This is a genomic window from Kitasatospora sp. NPDC052868 (assembly GCF_044547105.1).
Taxonomy (GTDB): domain Bacteria; phylum Actinomycetota; class Actinomycetes; order Streptomycetales; family Streptomycetaceae; genus Kitasatospora.
On the sequence record NZ_JBITZW010000011.1, the window covers coordinates 63,763 to 85,345 of the forward strand.

Genomic DNA, 21,583 nt, shown 5'->3' on the forward strand with positions numbered 1-21,583 from the left:
GCCGGGCGGGGCGTCCGAGCACAGCGAAGAGCCCCGGTGACCGAGTTCGGTCACCGGGGCTCTTCGCGTCGCTTCTAGGACAGGGCCTAGGCGGGCACCGAGGCCACACCCGGGGCGAGGAACCGCTTGCCGTTCACCCGCTCCGAGACACCCTCACGGTCCAGGTACGGGGTGATCCCGCCCAGGTGGAAGGGCCAGCCGGCACCGGTGATCATGCAGAGGTCGATGTCCTGGGCCTCGCCGACGACACCCTCCTCCAGCATCAGGCCGATCTCCTGCGCCACGGCGTCCAGGGCGCGGGCCAGGACCTGCTCCTCGGTCAGCACGGTGTCGCCGAAGGAGAGCAGCTCCAGCACCTCGGGGTCGAGCACCTGCTTGCCGTCGACCCAGGTGTAGAAGCCGCGCTTGCCGGCCTTGACCACCTTGCCGAGGTTCTCGGAGACGGTGAACCGCTCCGGGAACGCGCCGTGCAGGGTCTCCGAGACGTGCAGGGCGATGGCCGGGCCGACCAGCTCCAGCAGCACGATCGGGGACATCGGCAGGCCGAGCGGCTCGACGCCCTTCTCGACGGTGGCGATCGGGGTGCCCTCGTCGATGATGCCCTGGATCTCGCCCATGAAGCGGGTCAGGATCCGGTTCACCACGAACGCCGGGGCGTCCTTGCAGAGCACCGCGGTCTTCTTCAGCTTCTTCGAGACGCCGAAGGCGGTGGCCAGCGAGGCGTCGTCGGTCTTCTCGCCGCGGACGATCTCCAGCAGCGGGAGGATCGCGACGGGGTTGAAGAAGTGGAAGCCGACGACCCGCTCGGGGTGCTTCAGCTTCGACGCCATCTCGCTGACCGAGAGGGAGGAGGTGTTGGTCGCCAGCACGCAGGTCGGCGAGACCACGTTCTCCAGGTCCGCGAAGACGTTCTGCTTGACGCCCATCTCCTCGAACACGGCCTCGATCACGAAGTCCGCGTCGGCGAAGCCGGCGGCCTTGTCGAGCGAGCCGGTGACCAGGCCCTTGAGGCGGTTGGCCTTGTCGTTGCCGATCCGGCCCTTGCCGAGCAGCTTGTCGATCTCGGCGTGGACGTAGCCGACGCCCTTGTCGATGCGCTCCTGGTCGATGTCGGTGAGGACCACCGGCACCTCAAGGCGGCGGGCGAACAGCAGCGCCAGCTGCGAGGCCATCAGACCGGCGCCGACGACGCCGACCTTGGTGACCGGGCGGGCCAGCGACTTGTCCGGCGCGCCGAAGGGGCGCTTGGCCCGCCGCTGCACCAGGTTGAAGGCGTAGATGCCGCTGCGCAGCTCGCCGCTCATGATGAGGTCGGCCAGGGCCGCGTCCTCGGCGTCGAAGCCGGCCTGCAGGTCCTGGTCCTTGACCTGCTGGATGATGTCCAGCGCCTTGTAGGCGGCCGGGGCGGCGCCGTGCACCTTGGCGTCGGCGACCAGGCGGCCCCAGGCGACGGCGTCGTCCCAGGCCTTGCCGCGGTCGATCGCCTCGCGCTCGACCACGACGGCGCCGGTGAGGACCTTGGCCGCCCAGAGCAGCGACTGCTCCAGGAAGTCGGCCGGCTCGAAGATCGCGTCCGCGATGCCGAGCTCGAAGACGTCCTTGCCCTTGAGCTGCTTGTTCTGGCTCATCGAGTTCTCGATGATGACCTTGACGGCCTTCGCCGGACCGATCAGGTTCGGCAGGATGGTGCAGCCGCCCCAGCCGGGGACGAGGCCCAGGAAGACCTCGGGCAGCGAGAACGCCGGGACGCCCGTGCTGACGGTGCGGTAGGTGGCGTGCAGGCCGACCTCGACGCCGCCGCCCATCGCCGCGCCGTTGTAGAACGCGAAGGAGGGGACGGACAGCGCGGCGATCCGCTTGAAGACCTCGTGGCCGCCCTTGCCGATGGCCAGTGCGTCGGCGTGCGCCTTGAGGATCTCGACGCCCTTGAGGTCGGCGCCGACCGCGAAGATGAACGGCTTGCCGGTGATCGCGACACCGACGATCGAACCCTCGGCGGCCTCGGCCTCGACCTGGTCCAGCGCGGCGGACAGCTTCAGCAGCGAGCCCGGGCCGAAGGTGGTCGGCTTGGTGTGGTCGAAGCCGTTGTCCAGGGTGATCAGCGCCAGCCGACCGGCCTGCAGCGGCAGGTCCAGGTGGCGGACGTGCGCGGTGGTCACGACCTCGCCGGGGAACAGCTCGGCGCCGTGCTTCAGCAGCTCAGTGGTGCTCATGGTCACTTACCACCCTCGAAGTGCGGGTTCTCCCAGATGATGGTGCCGCCCATGCCGAAGCCGATGCACATCGTGGTGAGGCCGTAGCGGACGTCCGGGCGCTGCTCGAAGCGGCGGGCCAGCTGGTTCATCAGTCGCACGCCGGAGGAGGCCAGCGGGTGGCCGAAGGCGATCGCGCCGCCGAACGGGTTGACCCGCTCGTCGTCGTCCGCGATGCCGTAGTGGTCAAGGAAGGCCAGGACCTGGACGGCGAAGGCCTCGTTGACCTCGAAGGCCTGGATGTCGTCGATGGTCAGACCGGCCTTGGCCAGCGCCTTCTCGGTGGCCGGCACCGGGCCGATGCCCATCACCTCGGGCTCGACGCCCGCGAAGGCGTACGAGACCATGCGCATCTTGACCGGCAGGCCGAGCTCCTCGGCGACGTCCTCGGCGGCCAGCAGCGAGGCCGTGGCGCCGTCGTTCAGACCGGCCGAGTTGCCCGCGGTGATGTTGCCGTGCGGGCGGAACGGGGTCTTGAGGCCCGCCAGGCTCTCCATCGTGGTGCCCGGGCGCAGCGGCTCGTCCACGGTGGCCAGGCCCCAGCCGGTCTCGCCGACGTCGGGGTTGGTGTTGCGGATCGAGACCGGTACCAGGTCCGGCTGGATGTCGCCGTTGGCGTACGCCTTGGCGGCCTTCTCCTGGGAGCGCACGGCGTAGGCGTCGCACCGCTCCTTGGTGATGTGCGGGAACCGGTCGTGCAGGTTCTCCGCGGTCATCCCCATGAACAGGGCGGACTCGTCGACGAGCTTCTCGGAGACGAAGCGCGGGTTCGGGTCGACGCCCTCGCCCATCGGGTGGCGGCCCATGTGCTCGACGCCGCCGGCCACGACGATGTCGTAGGCGCCGAAGGCGATGCCGCCGGCGGTCGCGGTGACGGCGGTCAGCGCGCCGGCGCACATGCGGTCGATCGAGTAGCCCGGGACGGACTTCGGCAGGCCGGCCAGCAGTGCGGCGGTGCGGCCGATGGTCAGGCCCTGGTCGCCGATCTGCGTGGTGGCCGCGACGGCGACCTCGTCGATCCGCTCGACGGGCAGGTTCGGGTTACGGCGCACGAGCTCCCGGATGCACTTGACGACCAGGTCGTCGGCGCGCGTCTCGTGGTAGATGCCCTTCGGGCCGGCCTTGCCGAACGGGGTGCGGACGCCATCGACGAAGACGACGTCCCTCGCGGTACGAGGCACGGGGGCTCTCCTCCCAGGGACCAACAGGTTGAGGTGGGCAGGCTGCCGCCGTCCGTCCGTGGTGGAGGACGTCGGCGGCGCCGCTTCACCGCCATGCTACCGGTCGGTAACCAGCCTGCCCAGGCCCGAAGGGCTCATCTCCCCGTGTGTCCCGCGACACGTCCGCCCGGTTGCGACCCGCCCGCCCCGTCCGTACCCGGCCACACCCGGGGTGCGGCCCGGGGTGCGCCCGGGTACGACGAAGGGGATGCCGTCCTTGGACGGCATCCCCTTCGTGGTGTCGGAACTCAGTCGGTCTGCTCGGCCGCCTTGGTGAAGGCGCCGGCCAGCACCGGCGCCACCAGGTCGACCTGCCACTGTCTGGCGCCGAGCCGGCGCAGCGCGGCCGCCACGTTGGCGGCGCTCGCGTCGGTCGGCGGCTCCCAGGAGACGCGGCGGACCAGGTCCGGCGTGATCAGGTTCTCGGCCGGCAGGTTGTGCGCCTCGGCCAGCTCGCTGACCGCGGCCCGCGCCCCGGACAGCCGGGCGGCGGCCACCGGGTCCTTCTCGGCCCAGGCGCGCGGCGGCGGCGGGCCGTCGTGCGGCGCGGAGGCGGGCGGCAGCTGGTTCTCCGGGATCTCCCGGGCCTGCTGCACGGCGGCCAGCCACTGGTCGAGCTGGCGGCGGTGGACGCGCGGCCCGAAGCCCTGGACGGCCTGCAGCCCGGCGATGTTCAGCGGCATGGCCAGCGCGGCGTTGACGATCGCGGCGTCGGAGAGCACCCGGCCCGGCGAGACGTCGCGCTCCTGCGCCATCCGGTCCCGGGCCAGCCACAGCTCGCGGACCACGGCCAGCTGGCGGCGCCGGCGGACCTTGTGCAGCTGGGAGGTGCGGCGCCACGGGTCGGTCCTGGGGGCCGGCCGGGGAGCGCTCGCGATCGCGGCGAACTCCTCCAGCGCCCAGTCGAGCTTGCCCTGGGCGTCCAGCTCCTGTTCGAGTGCGTCCCGCAGCTCGACCAGCACCTCGACGTCCAGAGCGGCGTAGCGCAGCCACGGCTCGGGCAGCGGGCGGGTGGACCAGTCGACCGCCGAGTGCTCCTTGGCCAGGCTCAGCCCGAGCACGTTCTCGGTCATCGGCCCGAGTCCGACGCGGGCGAAGCCGGCGATCCGGCCGGCCAGCTCGGTGTCGAACAGCCGCTGCGGCCGCATCCCCACCTCGGCGAGGCAGGGGAGGTCCTGGGTGGCGGCGTGCACGACCCACTCGGTGTCCGCCAGGGCGTCACCCAGACGGCTGAGGTCGGGGCAGGCGATCGGGTCGATCAGCGCGGTACCCGCGCCCGCGCGGCGCAGCTGGATGAGGTACGCGCGCTGCCCGTAGCGGTAGCCGGAGGCCCGCTCGGCATCGACGGCGACCGGTCCGGTACCCGCGGCGAAGGCGGCGACGGTGGCGGCCAGCGCCCGCTCGTCCGCCACGACTGGCGGGATCCCCTCCTTCGGTTCGAGGAGCGGGACCGGGGCTGCTTCTTCTGGGATGGCTGCTACGGCGTCGGTCACCCCCCAAGGGTACGACGGACCTCGCAACCGGGAGTGTTGTCGGACTGGTCAGACCGGGTCCGCGACTATGCCACCGGCCCGCCGCAGGCAGGTGGCGCGGCGCCAGGGCCCGGACACCGGCCCGGAGCCCGGCCCTCCAACGCCCGCCCCGGGCAGAGCCCGCCCCGAGCCGAAGGGGCGCGCCGGTGCCGAAAGGAAGGAGCGAGGACGCCGCGAGGTACGAGCGGCATCGGAGCGACGCCCGTCGGCGCCGGACCAAGCGCCCCGGAGGCGAGCGGCGCGAAAACACAGCGGCTCTGGAGGAAACGTTCCTCCAGAGCCGCCGCAGCGGTCCCACCGAGGGATTAGTGGATGATGCCGGTCCGCAGCGCCACCGCGACCATCCCGGCCCGGTCGCCGGTGCCCAGCTTGCGGGCGATCCGGGCGAGGTGGCTCTTCACGGTGAGCGCGGACAGGCCCATCGCGACGCCGATCGCCTTGTTGGACTGGCCCTCGGCCACCAGTCGCAGCACCTCCACCTCGCGGCCGGAGAGCTCGCGGTACGCGGACTGCTGCGCGCCCGGCGCACCGGGGGCCCCGGGGGCGCCCGGGGCACCGGCCGCACCCGGCACGCCCGGCATTCCGGGGCGCCGCATCCGGCCGGCCAGGCCGGCCGCACCGAGCGGGAGGCCGGGCCGGCCCGGCATGGCCACATTGGTCCGGGTCCCGGTGACCACGTAGCCCTTCACGCCGCCGGCCAGCGCGCTGCGGACCGCGCCGATGTCGTCGGCGGCCGAGAGGGCCAGGCCGTTTGGCCAGCCCGCGGCGCGGGTCTCGGCCAGGATGGTCAGCCCGGAGCCGTCCGGGAGGTGAACGTCGGCGACGCAGATGTCGCGCGGGGTGGAGACCCGGGGGCGGGCCTCGGCGATCGAGGACACCTCGATGACGTCCCGGACGCCGAGCGCCCAGAGGTGCCGGGTGACGGTGTTTCGGACGCGGGGATCTGCGATGACCACCATGGCGGTGGGCTTGGTCGGCCGGTAGGCGACCACGTTTGCGGGGTGCTCAAGAAGGACCGACACCAGGCCTCCTGCGGGGAGTGGCGGACGGAACCCCGATGGGGCGGTCGGAGTGTTCCGCGTTTGGAAAGGGTCACAGTCTGCTTCGGCAGGTACCGTGCCCGGCTTTAGCAAAAGATCACGATCTAGTGAGTAACAATACGGACAAATCGCGCATGTGACTGATGCGACATGCCTGGTATTCGCACAAAATCGATCAGATCGCGGGCAGTTCGATCGGTTTCGGCCGGTTAATTGACACAGGGGAGGGCCGAAGTCACACTCCGTCAGCCCCCGGGCGACCGTCAGCCCTGGGGGTGGCTCCGGACCGGTCCGGAGCGGCGACCACTCGTCAGTGCGAGCGCGGGCGCCGGCGGGCGGGCATCGGGACCACCCCGCCGAGTGACGGCACGTCGGCCGGCGGCTGCGGCGCCGGGGCCGCCGGCGGCAGGCCGGCGCTGAGGCAGAGCAGATCGCCCCAGGCGGCCAGATGCCGCTCGAACCGGCCGTCGGCGGGCGTCCAGGATGCCCGGATCTCGATCTCGGTGGACGACGCGCGGTCCGCCAGGCCGCCGAAGTACTGCGAGGCGCACCTGGTCACGGTGCCGCTCGGCTCGCCGTAGCCGGCGCCGTGCGCCTGCAGGGCGTCCAGCAGCCAGGCCCAGCCGACCTCGGACAGCATCGGGTCGCCGGCCATCTCCGGCTCCAGCTCGGCGCGGGTCATCGTCACCACGCGGAAGTCCCCATTCCAGGACTCCTGCCCGGCGGGGTCGTGCAGCAGTACCAGCCGGCCGTCGGCCAGCTCCTCGCCGTCCACCTCCACCGCGGCGGTCAGGGCGAACGAGTACGGGGCGAGCCGGCGCGGGGCCGGGGCGGGGGAGAGCTCGATCTCGGGGCGCAGCCGCGCCCCGGTCAGCGCCTCGACGGCGGCCCGGAACTCGCTCGGCGCCGCCTCGCGACCCGTTCCGCCACCTGTTCCGCCACCCTGTGCGGGGTGCCCGCCGACCGCTGCCATGACCCGAAGACTAGGTCGAAAACCCGGGTATTCGCCGCAACTTCTCGTTGCGCGGCGTGCCGGGAGGGCAATCCGGCCAGATCTTGGAGGAACCGACGAGCCCGGGCGGGAAGTGCGGTGCGGGGCGCGTGCGAAGATTTGAACCGTGAGCGAGACAACGGCAGACACCACGGCGGACACCCAGGCCGCCCACACCGGCCAGCAGCCCTCCGCGCGCCGCGGCGCCGCATACGACTCCGCGTTCCTGCGCGCCTGCCGGAACGAGCCGGTGCCGCACACCCCGGTGTGGTTCATGCGCCAGGCGGGCCGCTCGCTGCCCGAGTACCTGAAGGTCCGCGAGGGCATCCCCATGCTGGAGTCCTGCATGCGGCCCGAGCTGGTCAAGGAGATCACCCTCCAGCCGGTGCGCCGGCACAAGGTGGATGCGGCGATCTTCTTCAGCGACATCGTGGTGCCGCTCAAGGCGATCGGCATCGACGTCGACATCAAGCCCGGCATCGGCCCGGTGATCGCCGACCCGATCCGCACCGTCGAGGACCTCCGGCGGCTGCGTCCGCTCGAGCCCGACGACGTCCCGTACATCACCGAGGCGGTCGGCCTGCTCGTCGACGAGCTCGGCTCGACCCCGCTGATCGGGTTCGCCGGCGCCCCGTACACGCTCGCCAGCTACCTGGTCGAGGGCGGCCCGTCGAAGAACCACGAGAACACCAAGGCCATGATGTACGGCCGGCCCGAGCTGTGGGCGGCCCTGGTGGACCGGCTCGCGGACATCACCTCGGCCTTCCTCAAGGTGCAGATCGAGGCGGGCGCCTCCGCCGTCCAGCTCTTCGACTCCTGGGTCGGCTCGCTCGCCCCCGACGACTACCGCCGCTCGGTGATGCCCGCGAGCACCAAGGTCTTCGACGCCGTGGCCGGCTACGGCGTACCGCGGATCCACTTCGGCGTCGGTACCGGCGAGCTGCTCGGCCTGATGGGTCAGGCCGGTGCGGACATCGTCGGCGTGGACTGGCGGGTGCCGCTGAACGTCGCCGCCGAGCGGGTCGGCCCCGGCAAGGGCCTCCAGGGCAACCTCGACCCGGCCGTCCTCTACGCGCCCACCAAGGCCGTCGAGACCAAGGCCCGCGAGGTGCTGCACGCCGCGCAGGCGCTCGGCAGCAGCGGCCACATCTTCAACCTCGGCCACGGCGTGATGCCCAGCATGGACCCGGACGCGCTCAGCCGGCTGGTCGCGTTCGTGCACGAGGCCAGCGCGCGCTGAGCGGACGCGGTACCGGAACGACCGTCGGACACGGTGGCGGGCCCCCTCGGGCGGGGGCCCGCCACCTGCGCGTCAGGCGTCCTGTTCGTCCCCGGGCTGGTAGGCCGGCTGCGGCGGAACGGTCGGCTCGGCAGCCGTACCGGTACCGGCAGCCGTTTCGGCACCGGCCCGGCGCCGGCGCAGCAGCCAGAGGACGACGGCCAACGGGCTGAGCACCAGCAGGAACGGCGTCACCGCCGCCACCGCCATCGCGAGTCCGCGCACGATCGTGACCAGGACGTCCCAGCCGCCGCCGAGCGCCGAGCCGACCGAGGCCCAGAAGCCCTTCTCCTTCTTCTTCGGATCCGGCTCGTCGTGCTGGACGGGCTTCGCCTCGCGCCGCACGTCCAGCGTGATGGTGGAGAGGGACGTCCGGGCGGACAGCTCCTTCACCTGCTTCTGCAGGGACTCCAGGTCCGCCTCGCGGCGGCTCAGCTCGCTCTCCAGACTGGTGATCTCGCTCAGCGTCTTGGCCTGTGCCATCAGCGCCCGGACCCGCTCCACACTCGCCTGCTGCGTCTGCACCCGGCTCGCCACGTCCGCGACCTGTTGGGTCACGTCGTCCGCCTGGCTCTTGCGGGTCAGCACCTCGCCGAGGGCGGCGAGCTGGTCCAGGGTCTGCTGGAACGACGCCGACGGGACCTTCACGGTGATCTGGCCGGTGGCCCCGGCGGAGTCGTTCGCGCCGCCGTTCACCGTCTCGCCGCCGACGTAGCCGCCGGACGCCGCCGTCAGCACCCGGGCCTGCTCCAGCACCTTGGCGACGTCCTTCGTGCGCAGCGTCAGCTGCGCGGTGTACGCGATCAGCCGGGTGTCGGTCACCGGCGCGGCCGCGGACGGGGGCGCGCCGGTGGCGGCCCTCCCGTCGCCGGCCGCCGGCGGCGCGACCGACGGCTTCGCGAGGCCCGCCCCGCCCGCCGCGGGCGCACCCTCTCCCAGCGCCGGGGCGCCGGCCGCCGGGGCGGCGGCCGCGTCCTGCTTGGCCGCCATGCTGTCGGACCCGCGCTCGGCGGCGCCGCACCCCCCGACCAGTACCACCGCGGCGACGACCCCGGCCGTCAGCACCCCTGGTCCGCGTCGTCCTCTCGTCACGATCGAGCCCTCCCCAAGTCCCTTGTCCGGCGCCCGGACCCGGACGCTCAGACCATGAGACGTGGGAGCCGCCCGATCGGACCCCGGTGGGAGATCGCAACTCGATCACGGGTAGGTGGCGGTCCGGAGTCGCTCCCGGACGCCGACCGGGGCCCGCCGGAGTGGGATCCCGACGCACCCGCCGCCGTCCGGAAGCGGGCGGATTGAGGCATTGGTGTAAGGACCTGCGAGACTGCGGGGCATGTCGCAAGCACATGTCGTGGTGATCGGCGGCGGTATCGCGGGCCTGGCCGCGGCCGCCTACCTCAGCGGTGCGGCGGGGGAGACCGCGCGGGCGCGGGTGACGCTGCTGGAGGCCTCGGAGCGGGTCGGCGGGAAGCTGTACGGCGGGGAGGTCGGCGGGGTCCGGGTCGACCTGGGGGCCGAGTCGATGCTGGCCAGACGGCCGGAGGGGGTCGAACTGGCGCAGGCCGTCGGGCTCGCCGAGGCGCTGGAGCCGCCGACGACCGCCAAGGCCGCGATCTGGACCAGGGGCGCGCTGCGGCCGCTGCCCGGCGGGCAGGTCATGGGCGTGCCGGGGGACCTCGACGCGCTCGCCGCCTCCGGGGTGCTCACCGCCGAGGGGCTGGAGCGGGCCCGGCACGAGGGCGGGGGCGCGGCGGTCGCCGACGACGTCCCGATCGGGCGCTACGTCGCGGACCGGCTCGGCCGCGAGGTGGTGGACCGGCTGGTCGAGCCGCTGCTCGGCGGGGTCTACGCCGGGCACGCCGACGAGATCTCGCTGCGCGCCGCCGTGCCGCAGCTGCTGTCGATCGCCAGGGGCGGCGGCTCGCTGGTGGAGGGGGTGCACGAGCTGGCCACCCGGCCGCGAACCGTCGGCACACCCGTCTTCCAGGGGCTGCGCGGCGGCCTCGGCACGCTGCCCGAGGCGGTCGCCGCGGCCTGTGCCGAGGCGGGCGTCGAGCTGCGCACCGACACCCCGGTGGACGAGCTGCGCCGCACCCCCGAGGGCTGGCGGGTGGTGACCGGCGACGGTGCGGTGCTGCACGCGGACGCCGTCGTGCTGGCCGTGCCCGCGCCCGCCGCGGCCCGGCTGCTGCGCGCGGACGCACCGGCGGCCGCCGCCGGACTGGACGAGGTCGAGTACGCGGGGATGGCACTGGTCACCCTCGCCTTCCGCCGGGCCGACCTGCCTACGCCGCCGGGCGGCAGCGGGTTCCTGGTGCCGCCGGTGGACGGCCGGCGGATCAAGGCCTCCACCTTCTCCTCCAACAAGTGGGGCTGGCTGGAGCGTGCCGCCCCGGACGCGTTCGTGCTGCGCACCTCGCTGGGCCGGCACCGTGAGGAGGCGGCGCTGGACCTGTCGGACGAGGAGCTGGTGGCCCGTTCGCTGGCCGACCTGGGCGAGGCGATCGGCCTGACCGCCCGCCCGTACGACACCGCCGTCACCCGCTGGCGGGCCGGCCTGCCGCAGTACCCGGTCGGCCACCTCGACCGGGTGGCCCGGATCCGGGCGGCCGCCGGGCAGGTGGGCGGGCTGGCGCTGTGCGGCGCCGCGTACGACGGGGTGGGGATCCCCGCATGCATCGCGAGCGCCCGGACGGCGGTCGCGGCACTCGACAAACTGTTGACCCCGCCGACCGGGGGGAACGTCACGGAGAGGACAATGGGCGCATGACTGAGACCGTTGAGCAGCAGCCGGAGAAGAAGAAGGCGCGCGACCTGAACCAGGTCATCCGCTACACCATGTGGTCGGTGTTCAAGCTCAAGGGCGCGCTGCCCGAGGACCGCACCGCTCTCGCCGCCGAGGTGGACGAGCTGTTCGCCCAGCTCGACGCGAAGGACATCACGGTGCGCGGCACCTACGACGTGTCCGGTCTGCGCGCGGACGCCGACATCCTGGTCTGGTGGCACGCCGAGAACTCGGACGACCTCCAGGACGCGTACAACCGCTTCCGCCGCACCGGCCTCGGCCGGGTGCTGGAGCCGGTCTGGTCCAACATGGCGCTGCACCGCCCGGCGGAGTTCAACAAGTCGCACATCCCGGCGTTCCTCGCCGACGAGCGGGCGCGCGACTACGTCTGCGTCTACCCGTTCGTCCGCTCCTACGAGTGGTACCTGCTGCCGGACGCCGAGCGGCGCGCGATGCTCGCCGAGCACGGCCAGATGGCGCGCGGCTACCCGGACGTCCGGGCCAACACGGTGGCCTCGTTCGCGCTCGGCGACTACGAGTGGCTGCTCGCCTTCGAGGCGGACGAGCTGCACCGGATCGTCGACCTGATGCGCGACCTGCGCCCGTCCCGCGCCCGGCTGCACGTGCGCGAGGAGGTCCCGTTCTTCACGGGCCGCCGCAAGCCGGTGAGCGAGCTGCTCAACGGCCTGGTCTGAGACCCGCCGCACGACGAGGGCCGGCTCCCCGGAGGGGGCGCCGGCCCTCGTCGTTGTACCGGCCCAGGCCGGGTGCCGCCTCCGCTGCCGGTCAGGTCCGGTGCGGGCGCAGGGCGGCGCGCAGCCGGGCGTCGGGGAGGGCGGCCGGGCCGATCATCGCGACGGCGGTGAGCAGTTCGCGCTCGTCGTCGTCGGTGAGGCCGTGCTGGCGTGGCGGGCGGACCTCGCGCAGCACCTCCTGGCCGACCGGGGAGGCCCAGTGGGTGTAGGGGTAGACGTCGACCCGGGCCATCAGCAGGGTGCCCGAGGTGAGCACCAGCGGCAGCGAGAACCAGGCCAGCGGCGCCAGCGCGTCACCGTTCGAGAACCCGCCGACGGCCAGCGCGGCGGCCAGCAGCACCAGCGTCAGCAGCAGGGCGTGCCGGACCTGCCGGACCACCAGGACGGTGCTCTGCTGCACCAGTGCCGGGGTGGCCAGGCCGGCCAGCGCGAGCCGGCTGCCGATCTCCAGCACGGTGGGGTGGCAGGCCATCACCCGGCGCAGGTCGGACGTGCGGCACTGGCCCTCCGGTCCGACGGTGGCGACCACCGCGCGTTCCAGGCGGCTTCGGCCTCTCGGGTCGACCACGGTGGTCCAGCCGGTGTGGGCGAGGTGCAGCCGGCCCCGGGAGGCCATCAGGACCAGGGCCAGTTCGACCACCCGGTCCGGCCCGCCGGCCAGATACGCCGTCTCGTACAGCCCGATCCCGACGGCCTCGGGCGGCCTCGGCCCCTCCTGCCCGGCGAGCGCGTCGGCGGTGGCGGTCATCCGTACCAGCCGGATGCAGGAGAGCACCGCGGCGATGCAGGCCGGGATCAGGAAGAGCAACCACATGGCCTTGTTGTAGACCCGCTTCCGCTGTGAGCGGTACGAATTTCCGGACCGCGATACCGAACTGTGACTCGCCGGGGCCGGCCGGCCGTCAGGATCCGCAGCTGCTGCCGCCGCCGCAGCTGGACGAGGAGCCGCAGCTGGAGGAGGAGCCGCAGCTGCTGGAGCTGGACCCGCAGCTGCTGGAGCTGGACCCGCAGCCGGACGAGGAGGACCCGCAGCTGCTGGAGCTGGAGCCGCAGCCCGAACCCGAGGAGTCGGAGCCGGAGGAGCCGCACCAGGTGCCCGCGCTGCAGGTGTAGGCGGAGGAGCAGGAGGAGCCCGAGCCGGAGGTGGCGGCCGACGAGCCGTACTTGGCGGTCACCAGCTCGGCCGAGGCCGCGGCGAGCATCGCCTGCTGGAGCTCCGCGTCGTCCAGCCCGGAGGAGGACACCCCGCTGAGCGCGACCGCGCCGAGCAGGACGGCGGAGCCGGCCGCCCCGGGGATCAGGCCCGAGTTGGGCTTCCACGGCTTGCCGATCGCCATCAGGCCGAGCTGGCGGCGCCCGGCCGGGGTGATCCGGCCCTTCAGCGGCCAGCTCGCGATCAGCGAGACCAGGCCGACGGCCAGCAGGATCGGCGGGATCCACGGGGCCGGGCGCTCGGAGCCGGCGCTGCCGTCGTCGAGCAGGAAGGCGAGTCCGGTGGTCACCGCCGCGGCGAGGACGGCCAGCCAGAGCAGCCGCCGCGCGGTCTTCGCCCGGCGCATCCGGGCGGGGTTGCGCAGCAGACCGCGCTCGGCGAGCCCGTCGCCGATCTTCTGGACGGCGGGCGAGCGCATCACCTCGTGCCGCAGTGCGGCGAGCGGCCGCTGCCGGTCCGGGCCGGCGGCCTCGATGATCGCCTGGTCGACGGAGTCGTAGGGCCGTTCGGCGGTGATGGTGACCAGGCCGGAGCGGTTGACGACGACCTGGCCGGCCTGGTGCATCCGGACGAGGGCGGTGTCGAAGACCCGGCCGGGCCCGCCGGAGAGGAAGGCGGTGTCCAGCAGCGGCAGCCCGCGGCCGGGCAGGCCCTTGGCCTGCGTGACCCGCCGGACCAGCTGCTTGGTGCGCGAGGCGTGGAACGAGGCCGCGACCAACAGGAGGGTCGGGATGAGGAAGTACGTGTTGTGCCACATGGGCGGTTCCCCCGGGGTGGTGAGTGAGGCCCAGGGCCTGTCGGCTGGACAGGCCCCAGGGCCTGTCGGACAGGTCCTAGGAGGTGCGGCCGGGCCGCAGGGCCCGGCGCAGACGGGCGAGCGGGCCGGGCGGCTGCTGCGCCGCCGGGTCGAGCCACTGCTGTACGGCCCGGCGCTGGTCGGCGCCGAGGGACGGGGCGCCGTCCGCGGGTGTGCCGTCGGCGGAAGTGCCGTCGGCGGTGGTGCCGTTGGCGGTGGTGCCCCTGGTCAGCGCCCAGGCGGCGAAGGCCCGGGCGTCGGCGCGGTAGCCCCCGGTCTGCGGATGCTTGCGGGCGTAGGCGAGGAACAGCGGCCCGTACTGTCGGCCGAGCAGCCGGGGCAGCTCCGGCGCCACCTTGGCGGTGGTGTCGCGGCGCTTGGCGGCCAGGGCGAGCGACTGGGCCCGGACCTGGGCCGGGTCGAAACCGGGCGGCACCGGACCGCCGGCCACCAGGGCCGTCAGCAGGGCCTCCTGGCGCCGGGCGAGCGCGGCGCGGGCGGCGTCGAGGCCCCCGGGGTCGAGGCCTCCGGGGTCGTCAGCCATCGCGCCGCGCCCCGTCCAGCACCCGCCGGATGGCGTCGAGTTCGGCGGAGAGCTCGGCCGGCGGCGGGAAGGCCGCGTCCCGCTCCAGCAGCACCCCGGGCGGTGCCACCCGCGCGCACAGCTCGGCCAGCACCTCCAGTACCGGCTCGGTGACGGGGTGCGCGTGGGTGTCGTGCCAGACGCCGTCGACCATCGTGCCGCCCGCCACGTGTACGTACGCGAGCGCCTCCAGCGGCAGGCGGTCCAGCTCGGCGGCCGGGTCCACACCGAGGTTGACCCGGTTGGTGTGCAGGTTGGCGACGTCGATCAGGAGCCGCACGCCGGTGCGCTCGACCAGCTCGGCGAGGAACTGCCCCTCGGTCAGCTCGTCGTCCGGCCAGGCCAGCTGGGCGGCGATGTTCTCCAGCGCCAGTGGTACCGGCAGCTGGTCCTGGGCGATCCGGACGTTCTCGGCGATCACCCGCAGCGCGTCCCACGAGCGCGGTACGGGCAGCAGGTGACCGGCCTCCAGGCCGCCGGCCCGGACGAACGCCAGGTGCTCGGTGACCAGCGGGGAGTCGAGTGCGGCGGCGGTCCCGGCGAGTTGGGCGAGCCGGGCCGGGTCGGGCCGCTCGGCCCCGCCGAGGCCGAGCGAGACGCCGTGCGGGACGACGGTGACGCCGCGGGCCCGCAGCACCGCCAGCGACTCGGGGAGGTGGCCGGCACAGACGTTCTCCGCGACCACCTCGACCCAGTCCAGGCCCGGCTGGCGTTCGACCACGACGTCGATCTCGCTGCGCCAGCCGAGGCCGACGCCGAGTGTGCCGCCCCGGGCGGGCACGCGGGGCTTTGTGGCAGGGGAGGTCATCGGTGCGCCCCCTTCGGAGGGCTGGATGGGGAGGCCGTCGGACGGTGCGGGCGTCGTCGCCAGGGCCGCCGGGCCGTGTTGCTGAGGATGTCCCCGGTCGGGGCGGCTGCCAAGCCCCACCCGGTCTTCTCAGAGCATTATTTGAGCTTGGCGGCCCGACCGTGAGGGACTTTGGTCCTGTCCGGTGCACGGAACCGCAGGTGGGAGCCGGTCCGGGCGGGAAAACCGGAGGCGTGCCGACCACCCGGCGGCTACCGTAACCCACCTATGACGACACTGACGATTCGTGACTTCCGCCCCGCTGACGCGGTGGCCGCCGCGGCCGCCCACAGCGCCGGGCGCGAGCACCTGGTGCTCACGCCCGAGGTGTTCGGCTGGCTGGACGGCCGCCGGGTCGAGGGGGAGCACTACCGCACCCTGGTCGCCGAGATCGATGACACCGTGGTCGGCTCCGTGCGCTGCGGCCTGGTCACCGGTACCTCGACGAAGGGCGTCGGCCACGCCAACGGCAGCGTGCTGCCCGGCTACCGCGGGCGCGGGGCCTTCACCGCGCTGCTCGCCGCGGCCGAGGCACACCTCGCCGAGCACGGCGTTATTGAGGTGCACAGCTGGGTGGACGACGAGCCCGGGGCGCTGGCCTTCGCGGCCAACCGGGGCTACACCGAGGGGCGGATCGCCCACTTCGCCCGCCGTGACCTGTCGCTCCCGCTGCCGGACGCCGCCGAGCCGCCGCCGGGCGTCGAGCTGCGCCCGGCGAGCGAGTGGGAGGACGACCCGTACCCGATCTTCGTCATCGAGGCGGACGCGCTGCGCGACGAGCCGGGCGAGGTGGAGATGGACGCCGCCGACTACGAGGAGTTCGTGAACGGCGCCTGGGCCCGGCCGGACCTGGACCGCGAGCTGACCACGGTCGCGGTCCTCGACGGCGAGCCGGTCGCGTTCAGCGCGGTGCAGACGGACGGGGTGGACCGCTACTGGTCGGCGTTCACGGCCTGTCGGCGGGACTTCCGGGGGCGGGGCCTGACCAAGCTCGCCAAGGCGCACTCGCTGCGCCGGGCGCGGTCGGCGGGCTACCGGTGGGCGTACACCAGCAACGACGCGACCAATGCGCCGATGCTGGCGATCAACTCCTGGCTCGGGTACGAGCGCTGCGCGAGCGAGCGGAAGTTCGTCAAGCGGCTCGACGGCTGAGCGGCACCGCGGGCGTCGGCGCGGGTGGCACCGCGGGTGTCGGCGCGGGCGTCGGGATCTGCGTCCGCGTCGCCGATGACCGCCGCCCCGCGGGGCGACCACGGCCCCCGCGGGTTCACCCCGGCTCCATTGTCGGTACACTGTCAACGGCCGAGGTGACCCTGGAGACGGATGTGACGGGGGGTCACTCGAACGAGTGAGGCGGGCGCACTTTCCGCCTTCCGCGCCGGGTGGGCTGCTGTGGCGGGAGTTCCGGGTGTTCTACGGGGCATCACCTCACGGCAGACAGTTCGTATCCGAGTCTTCCGTGCGGGGGATGGTATGGAGATCCTGCTTCAGGTGCTGATCGGATTCTTTCCGGCCGTCATCGGCTTTCTCGCGGCCCGGTCCCTCGCCCGCACCCGGCTGTTCCTGCGCTACGGATTCCTCCGGGCCCTGCTCGCGCCGTACAGCCGGGTCCAGATCATCAGCCCCAGCATCGAGGTGGCGGAGTTCGCCTTCGCCAAGGACGGCCGCCGGCTGACCAGCCGGGGCCCGAAGAACGTGCTGTTCATGCCGATGGCCGAGGCGCGGGCGATAGCCCAGCTCATCGACCTGCTGCGGAAGGTCAACCGCAAGGCGACGATCGAGCTGGTCGCGGCGGGCTCGCAGGACCCCAGGATGCCGACCTTCTCGATCGGCGGACCGAGCGTCAACTCGTACTCGGGCGGCATCCTCGGCGCCGGGTTCCCGGACTTCCGCATCGAGTACCCGGAGGCGGCCCGGGCCCGCTGGGGCGGCATGACCTTCGAGGCGCAGTACAACGCCGCGGACGAGCTGATCCGCGACCACGGCTTCATCTTCGTGACCCGCACCTCGCGGCAGGCGCCCTGCATCGTGCTCTGCGGCGTCTTCGCCTTCGGTTCGGCGATGGCGGTGGAGACCCTGGCCGCGGCGGGGCGGAAGTCGCCGCTGGCGGCGCTGTTCCGGTCCGGGGAGAAAGGATTCGTCGCGGTGGAGGGCCGGGTGATCGGCCTCGACACGGTGGACGTCACGGTCGAGGTCTGCCGGGTGCTGCCGGCGGTGTGACGGGAGCGGTCCGGGTCGTGCCGGGGCCGCCGGGCGCGCGCTCCCGGGGCGCGTCATCCTGACCCTTGAGACGAAGTGGTCCAGACCTCACCGGTACGAAACGGGACAGGCCGGGAGCCTCCGGGACAGGAAGTGGCCTGAATCGCAGGGGTTTTGCTCCACCCCTGTCACATCATCGGCATAATCGCGCCCATGACGATCAGCCGCGCGAACGTAAGCGCGATTGCCAAGGACCTGTACGTGTGGCTCCCCCCGAAGCGGGGCTGGGGTCTGGCCAACTGCGGACTGCTGGCCTCGCCGAGGACCGCGGTGTGGATCGACACCCCCTACGACCCGTCCCTCGCGGCGGAGTTCCTGGCCGAGAGTCGTCAGCGGCTGGCCGACGGGGTGGACGTCGACCGGGTGATCGTCACGCACGCCAACGGCGACCACCTCTGGGGCGCCGGGGTGCTGCCGGACGCCGAGGTGATCTCCACCCGGGAGGCGCTGGAGCACATCCACTACGAGCCCACCCCGAAGCAGCAGCACGCGCTGGTCACCGGCAGCGACCCGGCCTCCCCGCTCGGCGGCTACCTCCGGCGCCACTTCGGGCAGTTCGACTGGTCGGACACCGAGCCGGTGCAGCCGCACACCGTCTTCCGCGGCGAACTGGAACTGCGCGTGGGGGAGTACCCGGTCCAGGTGACCGGCCTCGCCGCGGCGCACACCGGCGGCGACCTGATCGTCCACCTGCCCCACCAGCGCGCGGTGTTCACCGGCGACGTGATCTTCGGCTCGACGCCGGAGCACCCCGGCGACCACCCCGTGCACTGGGCCGGGCCCCTGGAGAACGTGATCGCCGCCTGCGAGCAGGTGCTGGCGACCGGCGCCGAGATCTTCGTCCCCGGCCACGGCCCGGTGCTCGACCGCGCGGGCGTCCGGGAGCACATCGCCTACCTGGCGTACGTCCGGGAGCGCGCGCACGCGCTGCACACCGCCGGGATCCCCGCGCTGGACGCCGCCCGCCGGGTGATCGCCGAGCAGCGCCACCCCGAACTTGGCCTGCCCGAGCGCCTGGTGCTCACCGTCGCCGCCGAGTACCGGCACCTGGACGGCTCCGCGGTGCCGAACGTCCTGGAGGCCATGGGCCAGGTCGCCCTGGTGGCCCGGGAGCTGGACGAGGACGCGGCCCGCACCGTGCTGCGGCCCCGGAGCGGGGAGGGCGCCCCCGCGTCGGCCTGACCGGGCCGGACCGGTTTCCCGACCGGCTCCGCCCGCCCCCTTCCAGTTCCCTTCGATCGATGACGTTCGAGGACTTCGAGGACTTCGATGACGCAGATCGCGTTGGTCGCCCTGGTGGCGATCACGGTGGCCGCCCTCGCGGCGGCCGCCGTCCTGGCCCGCAGCCGGTCCCGGGCCGTCGCCCGGGCCACGGCGGCCGAGGCGGCCACGGCCCACAGCGAGGAGCGGGCCCGCGCCGCCGAGGCCCGGGTGACCCGCCGCGACCAGCACCTGGGCGAGGCACAGACCGCCGCCCGGCAGGCGGCCGAGGAGACCCAGCGGGCCGAGAGCCGCGCGCTGGTCGCCGAGGGCCGCACCCGGGAGGCGGAGCTCCGCACCGCGGAGGCCGACCACCGCACGGCCGAGGCCGAACTGCATACCCGCGCCGCGGAGGAGCGGATCCGGGCGGCCGAGCGGCTGGCCGCCGAGGCCGAGGACCGGACCGCCGAGGCCGGCCGGCAGGCGGACGGCGCCGAGGAGCGGGCCCGGGTGCTGCTCGCGGAGATCGGCCACCTGGCCAAGGAGCGGGTGGCCGCCACCGCGCTGCGGCTCAGCCATCCCAACGCCCCGGTCGCCGGTCCGCTCGACGCGCAGGGCGTCGGCCCCGAGGCCGTCCAGGCGCTGCAGGCCGTGCTGGACGCGGCCGCCGCCGCCGTCACCGACGAGCGCGAGCGCGTCGACGCGGCCGCCCGGGCCGCCATGCGCGGTGCCACCTCCAAGATCCAGACGCTGCTCTACCAGATCCAGAGCCTCGTCCAGCAGCTCCAGCACGAGAACGACGACCCCCGGCTGCTGGAGGTCGACTTCCGCAACGAGGTCGCGCTGCGCCGGATCCAGACCATCGCCGTGCTCTGCGAGGCCTGGCCCGGTCTGGCCCGCACCGACTCCCCGCTCGCCGAGGTGGTGGTCGGCGCGCTCTCCCGGGTGCCCGGCTACGCCCGGATCAAGGTCGCCAACCACCTGCGCGAGAACCGGCTGGCCGTCGTCGCCCGGGCGGCCGAACCGCTCGCCATCACGGTGGCCGAACTGCTCGCCAACGCCACCGGGTACTCGCACCCGGAGACCGACGTCCCGGTCACCGTCCAGCAGGGCGGCCGCGGCGCGCTGGTGATCATCGACGACAGCGGGATCGGGATGGAGGAGGACCAGCTGCGGCGGGCGCGCCGACTGCTGGCCGGTCCGCCCGAGGTGCTGCTCACCGAGCTGGGCAACCCGCCGAAGACCGGCTTCGCGGTGGTCGGCAAGCTGGCCCGGCAGTACGGCTTCGCCTGCCACATCGAGCCCTCGCCGTACGGTGGCATGCGGACCATCGTCCGGATCCCGGCCGCGCTGCTCACGGTGGTGGACGACGAGCAGCCGCTCTCGGTGCTCACCCCGCTGCCCCTGCGGGCCGGCTCCGGCCCGGCTCCGGCGCCCACCATGGCGGCGCTGCCGTCCGGGCCGGCCGTGCGCGGCGGCGGCGGCGCGGAGGAGGGCCGGTCGGCCGAGCCCGCCGGGCACGACGTGCCGGCAGGGCACGAACTGCCACTCCGGCAGTCCGTGCCGACCATGCACGTCGTGCCACCCGTGCAGGCCGTGCCGTCCGACGACAGCGGACTGCCCAGCCGCCGCCGGCGCCAGCCGCTCCCGCACCAGGCCCATGCGCCGCAGAGCGCGGGCGGCGGCGCGGGCGGCACCGTGCGCACCGCGGAAGCGCCGTCCGCCCGGACGCCCGAGCAGGCCGCCGAGCGCTGGGGCGCCCTGCAGCAGGGCACCGGCTCCGGCCGGGCCGCCGTCGCGCAGGCCGCCGCCTCGGCGGACGGCCCGGGGGAGCACCCGGGGGAGCGTGCTGCGGAGCACCCGGCCCCGACGGACCGCACAGCCGACCACACGGACCGCGCCGACCACACGGCCGGGACCGACCACACGGACCGCGCCGACCACACGGGCGAGACCGACCAGACGGACGGGACCGACCACACCGGTCACCGCCGGGCCCAGACCTCCGAAGGAGCCGAGCAGTGAGCACGCCCAGCCCTACCGCCACCGATGAGATCTCGTGGGTGCTGACCCCGCTGCTGGAGCTTCCCGGCGTCCTGCATGCGGTCATCGCGACCGGCGACGGCCTCGTCGAGGGCGCCTCGGACGGCCTCAGCAGGGCCTCCGCCGAGCGGGTCGCCGCCATGACGGCCACCGTGCACGCCGCCGCCCGCGCGTTCACCAGCGCCTTCACCGACACCGAGCAGCCGAAGCCGGTACAGACCGTGGTGGAGTCCGAGCTGGGCTTCGCCATCGTCGTCCCGGCGGGGGAGAACACCTCGCTCGCGGTGTTCACCACCCCCGACGCACAGCTCGGCAACGTGGCCTACCAGATGCAGGTCCAGGTCGCCGCCCTGGGACGCGCCATGGCGAGCCCGGCCAGGCAGCAGGACACCACCCCCCGGTCATGACCGCCGTACCCCGCAGGCGGATGGTGCCGGCCTACCTCGCCACCGGTGGCCGGGCCCGGGCCGGCGCACCCGGCTTCGAACGGCTCACCGTCCTGTACGCAGCCGACACCGAGCCGCCGCACGAGCTGGAGCACGAGCACCGGCGGCTCTGGGAGCTGCTGCGCCCGGGCGCGCTGTCCGTGGTGGAGGCCGCCGCGCACCTGCGGCTGCCGGTCAGCGCCACCGTCTTCCTGGCCGCGGACCTGGTCGAGGCGGGCTGCTTACGCGCCCGCAGTCCGATCCCCCGCGCCCAGCAGACCGACCGCACGATCGTCGAGAGGCTCCTCGTTGGACTCCGCACTCTCCGGTAGCGCCGCCGGCGCCGGGGACCCCGCCGGCCGG

General features: G+C 73.8%; 17 protein-coding genes and 1 pseudogene. 9 read left to right on the forward strand and 9 right to left on the reverse strand.

Annotation, left to right across the window (positions count from 1 at the left end):
- Window positions 1-86: 86 nt before the first annotated feature.
- From ACIGZJ_RS20115 to ACIGZJ_RS20135, 5 genes are all read right to left on the reverse strand, one after another.
- A complete protein-coding gene (locus ACIGZJ_RS20115) occupies window positions 87-2,213 on the reverse strand; it encodes a 3-hydroxyacyl-CoA dehydrogenase NAD-binding domain-containing protein (protein WP_396458474.1) in 2,127 nt (708 codons plus the stop codon).
- Window positions 2,214-2,215: 2 nt separating this feature from the next.
- The gene (locus ACIGZJ_RS20120; protein ID WP_396458475.1) at window positions 2,216-3,433 is read right to left on the reverse strand and encodes a thiolase family protein; all 1,218 of its coding nucleotides are present in this window, start codon (window positions 3,431-3,433) and stop codon (window positions 2,216-2,218) included.
- 287 nt (window positions 3,434-3,720) lie between these two features.
- A complete protein-coding gene (locus tag ACIGZJ_RS20125; RefSeq protein ID WP_396458476.1) occupies window positions 3,721-4,965 on the reverse strand; it encodes a ribonuclease D in 1,245 nt (414 codons plus the stop codon).
- Between the two features lie 344 nt (window positions 4,966-5,309).
- Window positions 5,310-6,026 carry a LuxR C-terminal-related transcriptional regulator gene (locus ACIGZJ_RS20130; RefSeq protein WP_392935791.1) on the reverse strand — a complete coding sequence of 239 codons (717 nt, stop codon included), beginning with the start codon at window positions 6,024-6,026 and terminating at the stop codon, window positions 5,310-5,312.
- Window positions 6,027-6,354: 328 nt separating this feature from the next.
- Complete coding sequence (locus ACIGZJ_RS20135; protein WP_392935794.1) at window positions 6,355-7,017, reverse strand: DUF3000 domain-containing protein; 663 nt, start codon at window positions 7,015-7,017, stop codon at window positions 6,355-6,357.
- A 244-nt stretch (window positions 7,018-7,261) separates the two neighbouring features.
- On the opposite strand from ACIGZJ_RS20135, the gene hemE reads away from it, so the two are divergent.
- Complete coding sequence (hemE, locus tag ACIGZJ_RS20140) at window positions 7,262-8,275, forward strand: uroporphyrinogen decarboxylase (protein ID WP_396458644.1); 1,014 nt, start codon at window positions 7,262-7,264, stop codon at window positions 8,273-8,275.
- Window positions 8,276-8,347: 72 nt separating this feature from the next.
- Here the strand turns inward: hemE and ACIGZJ_RS20145 are convergent, their stop codons facing one another.
- Window positions 8,348-9,406 carry a DUF4349 domain-containing protein gene (locus ACIGZJ_RS20145; RefSeq protein WP_396458477.1) on the reverse strand — a complete coding sequence of 353 codons (1,059 nt, stop codon included), beginning with the start codon at window positions 9,404-9,406 and terminating at the stop codon, window positions 8,348-8,350.
- A gap of 241 nt (window positions 9,407-9,647) precedes the next feature.
- Between ACIGZJ_RS20145 and hemG the strand changes: the two genes are divergently transcribed.
- Window positions 9,648-11,084 carry a protoporphyrinogen oxidase gene (hemG, locus tag ACIGZJ_RS20150; protein ID WP_396458478.1) on the forward strand — a complete coding sequence of 479 codons (1,437 nt, stop codon included), beginning with the start codon at window positions 9,648-9,650 and terminating at the stop codon, window positions 11,082-11,084.
- The gene (gene hemQ / locus ACIGZJ_RS20155) at window positions 11,081-11,794 is read left to right on the forward strand and encodes a hydrogen peroxide-dependent heme synthase (RefSeq protein WP_392935802.1); all 714 of its coding nucleotides are present in this window, start codon (window positions 11,081-11,083) and stop codon (window positions 11,792-11,794) included. The genes hemG and hemQ overlap by 4 nt, the downstream gene beginning before the upstream one ends.
- A gap of 91 nt (window positions 11,795-11,885) precedes the next feature.
- On the opposite strand, the gene ACIGZJ_RS20160 is transcribed toward hemQ, so the two are convergent.
- From ACIGZJ_RS20160 to ACIGZJ_RS20170, 3 genes and pseudogenes are all read right to left on the reverse strand, one after another.
- The gene (locus ACIGZJ_RS20160; RefSeq protein WP_396458479.1) at window positions 11,886-12,668 is read right to left on the reverse strand and encodes a TIGR04222 domain-containing membrane protein; all 783 of its coding nucleotides are present in this window, start codon (window positions 12,666-12,668) and stop codon (window positions 11,886-11,888) included.
- Window positions 12,669-12,756: 88 nt separating this feature from the next.
- Window positions 12,757-13,824 (reverse strand): TIGR04222 domain-containing membrane protein, encoded by a 1,068-nt coding sequence (locus ACIGZJ_RS20165; RefSeq protein ID WP_396458480.1) that lies wholly within the window; start codon window positions 13,822-13,824, stop codon window positions 12,757-12,759.
- 76 nt (window positions 13,825-13,900) lie between these two features.
- Window positions 13,901-15,254, reverse strand: a pseudogene (locus ACIGZJ_RS20170) (DUF692 domain-containing protein).
- A 267-nt stretch (window positions 15,255-15,521) separates the two neighbouring features.
- Between ACIGZJ_RS20170 and ACIGZJ_RS20175 the strand changes: the two are divergent.
- The 6 genes from ACIGZJ_RS20175 to ACIGZJ_RS20200 all read left to right on the forward strand — a co-directional run bounded on the left by ACIGZJ_RS20175 (window position 15,522) and on the right by ACIGZJ_RS20200 (window position 21,552).
- A complete protein-coding gene (locus ACIGZJ_RS20175; RefSeq protein ID WP_396458481.1) occupies window positions 15,522-16,445 on the forward strand; it encodes a GNAT family N-acetyltransferase in 924 nt (307 codons plus the stop codon).
- A 321-nt stretch (window positions 16,446-16,766) separates the two neighbouring features.
- Window positions 16,767-17,513 (forward strand): hypothetical protein, encoded by a 747-nt coding sequence (locus ACIGZJ_RS20180; protein ID WP_396458482.1) that lies wholly within the window; start codon window positions 16,767-16,769, stop codon window positions 17,511-17,513.
- A 192-nt stretch (window positions 17,514-17,705) separates the two neighbouring features.
- Complete coding sequence (locus tag ACIGZJ_RS20185; RefSeq protein WP_396458483.1) at window positions 17,706-18,734, forward strand: MBL fold metallo-hydrolase; 1,029 nt, start codon at window positions 17,706-17,708, stop codon at window positions 18,732-18,734.
- A gap of 87 nt (window positions 18,735-18,821) precedes the next feature.
- On the forward strand, window positions 18,822-20,777 hold the full coding sequence (locus ACIGZJ_RS20190; protein WP_396458484.1) for an ATP-binding protein: 1,956 nt from the start codon (window positions 18,822-18,824) through the stop codon (window positions 20,775-20,777).
- Window positions 20,774-21,202, forward strand: a complete 429-nt coding sequence (locus ACIGZJ_RS20195; RefSeq protein ID WP_396458485.1) for a roadblock/LC7 domain-containing protein — start codon at window positions 20,774-20,776, stop codon at window positions 21,200-21,202. Before ACIGZJ_RS20190 ends, ACIGZJ_RS20195 begins: the two co-directional genes overlap by 4 nt.
- A complete protein-coding gene (locus ACIGZJ_RS20200; protein ID WP_396458486.1) occupies window positions 21,199-21,552 on the forward strand; it encodes a DUF742 domain-containing protein in 354 nt (117 codons plus the stop codon). The genes ACIGZJ_RS20195 and ACIGZJ_RS20200 overlap by 4 nt, the downstream gene beginning before the upstream one ends.
- Window positions 21,553-21,583 lie beyond the last annotated feature (31 nt).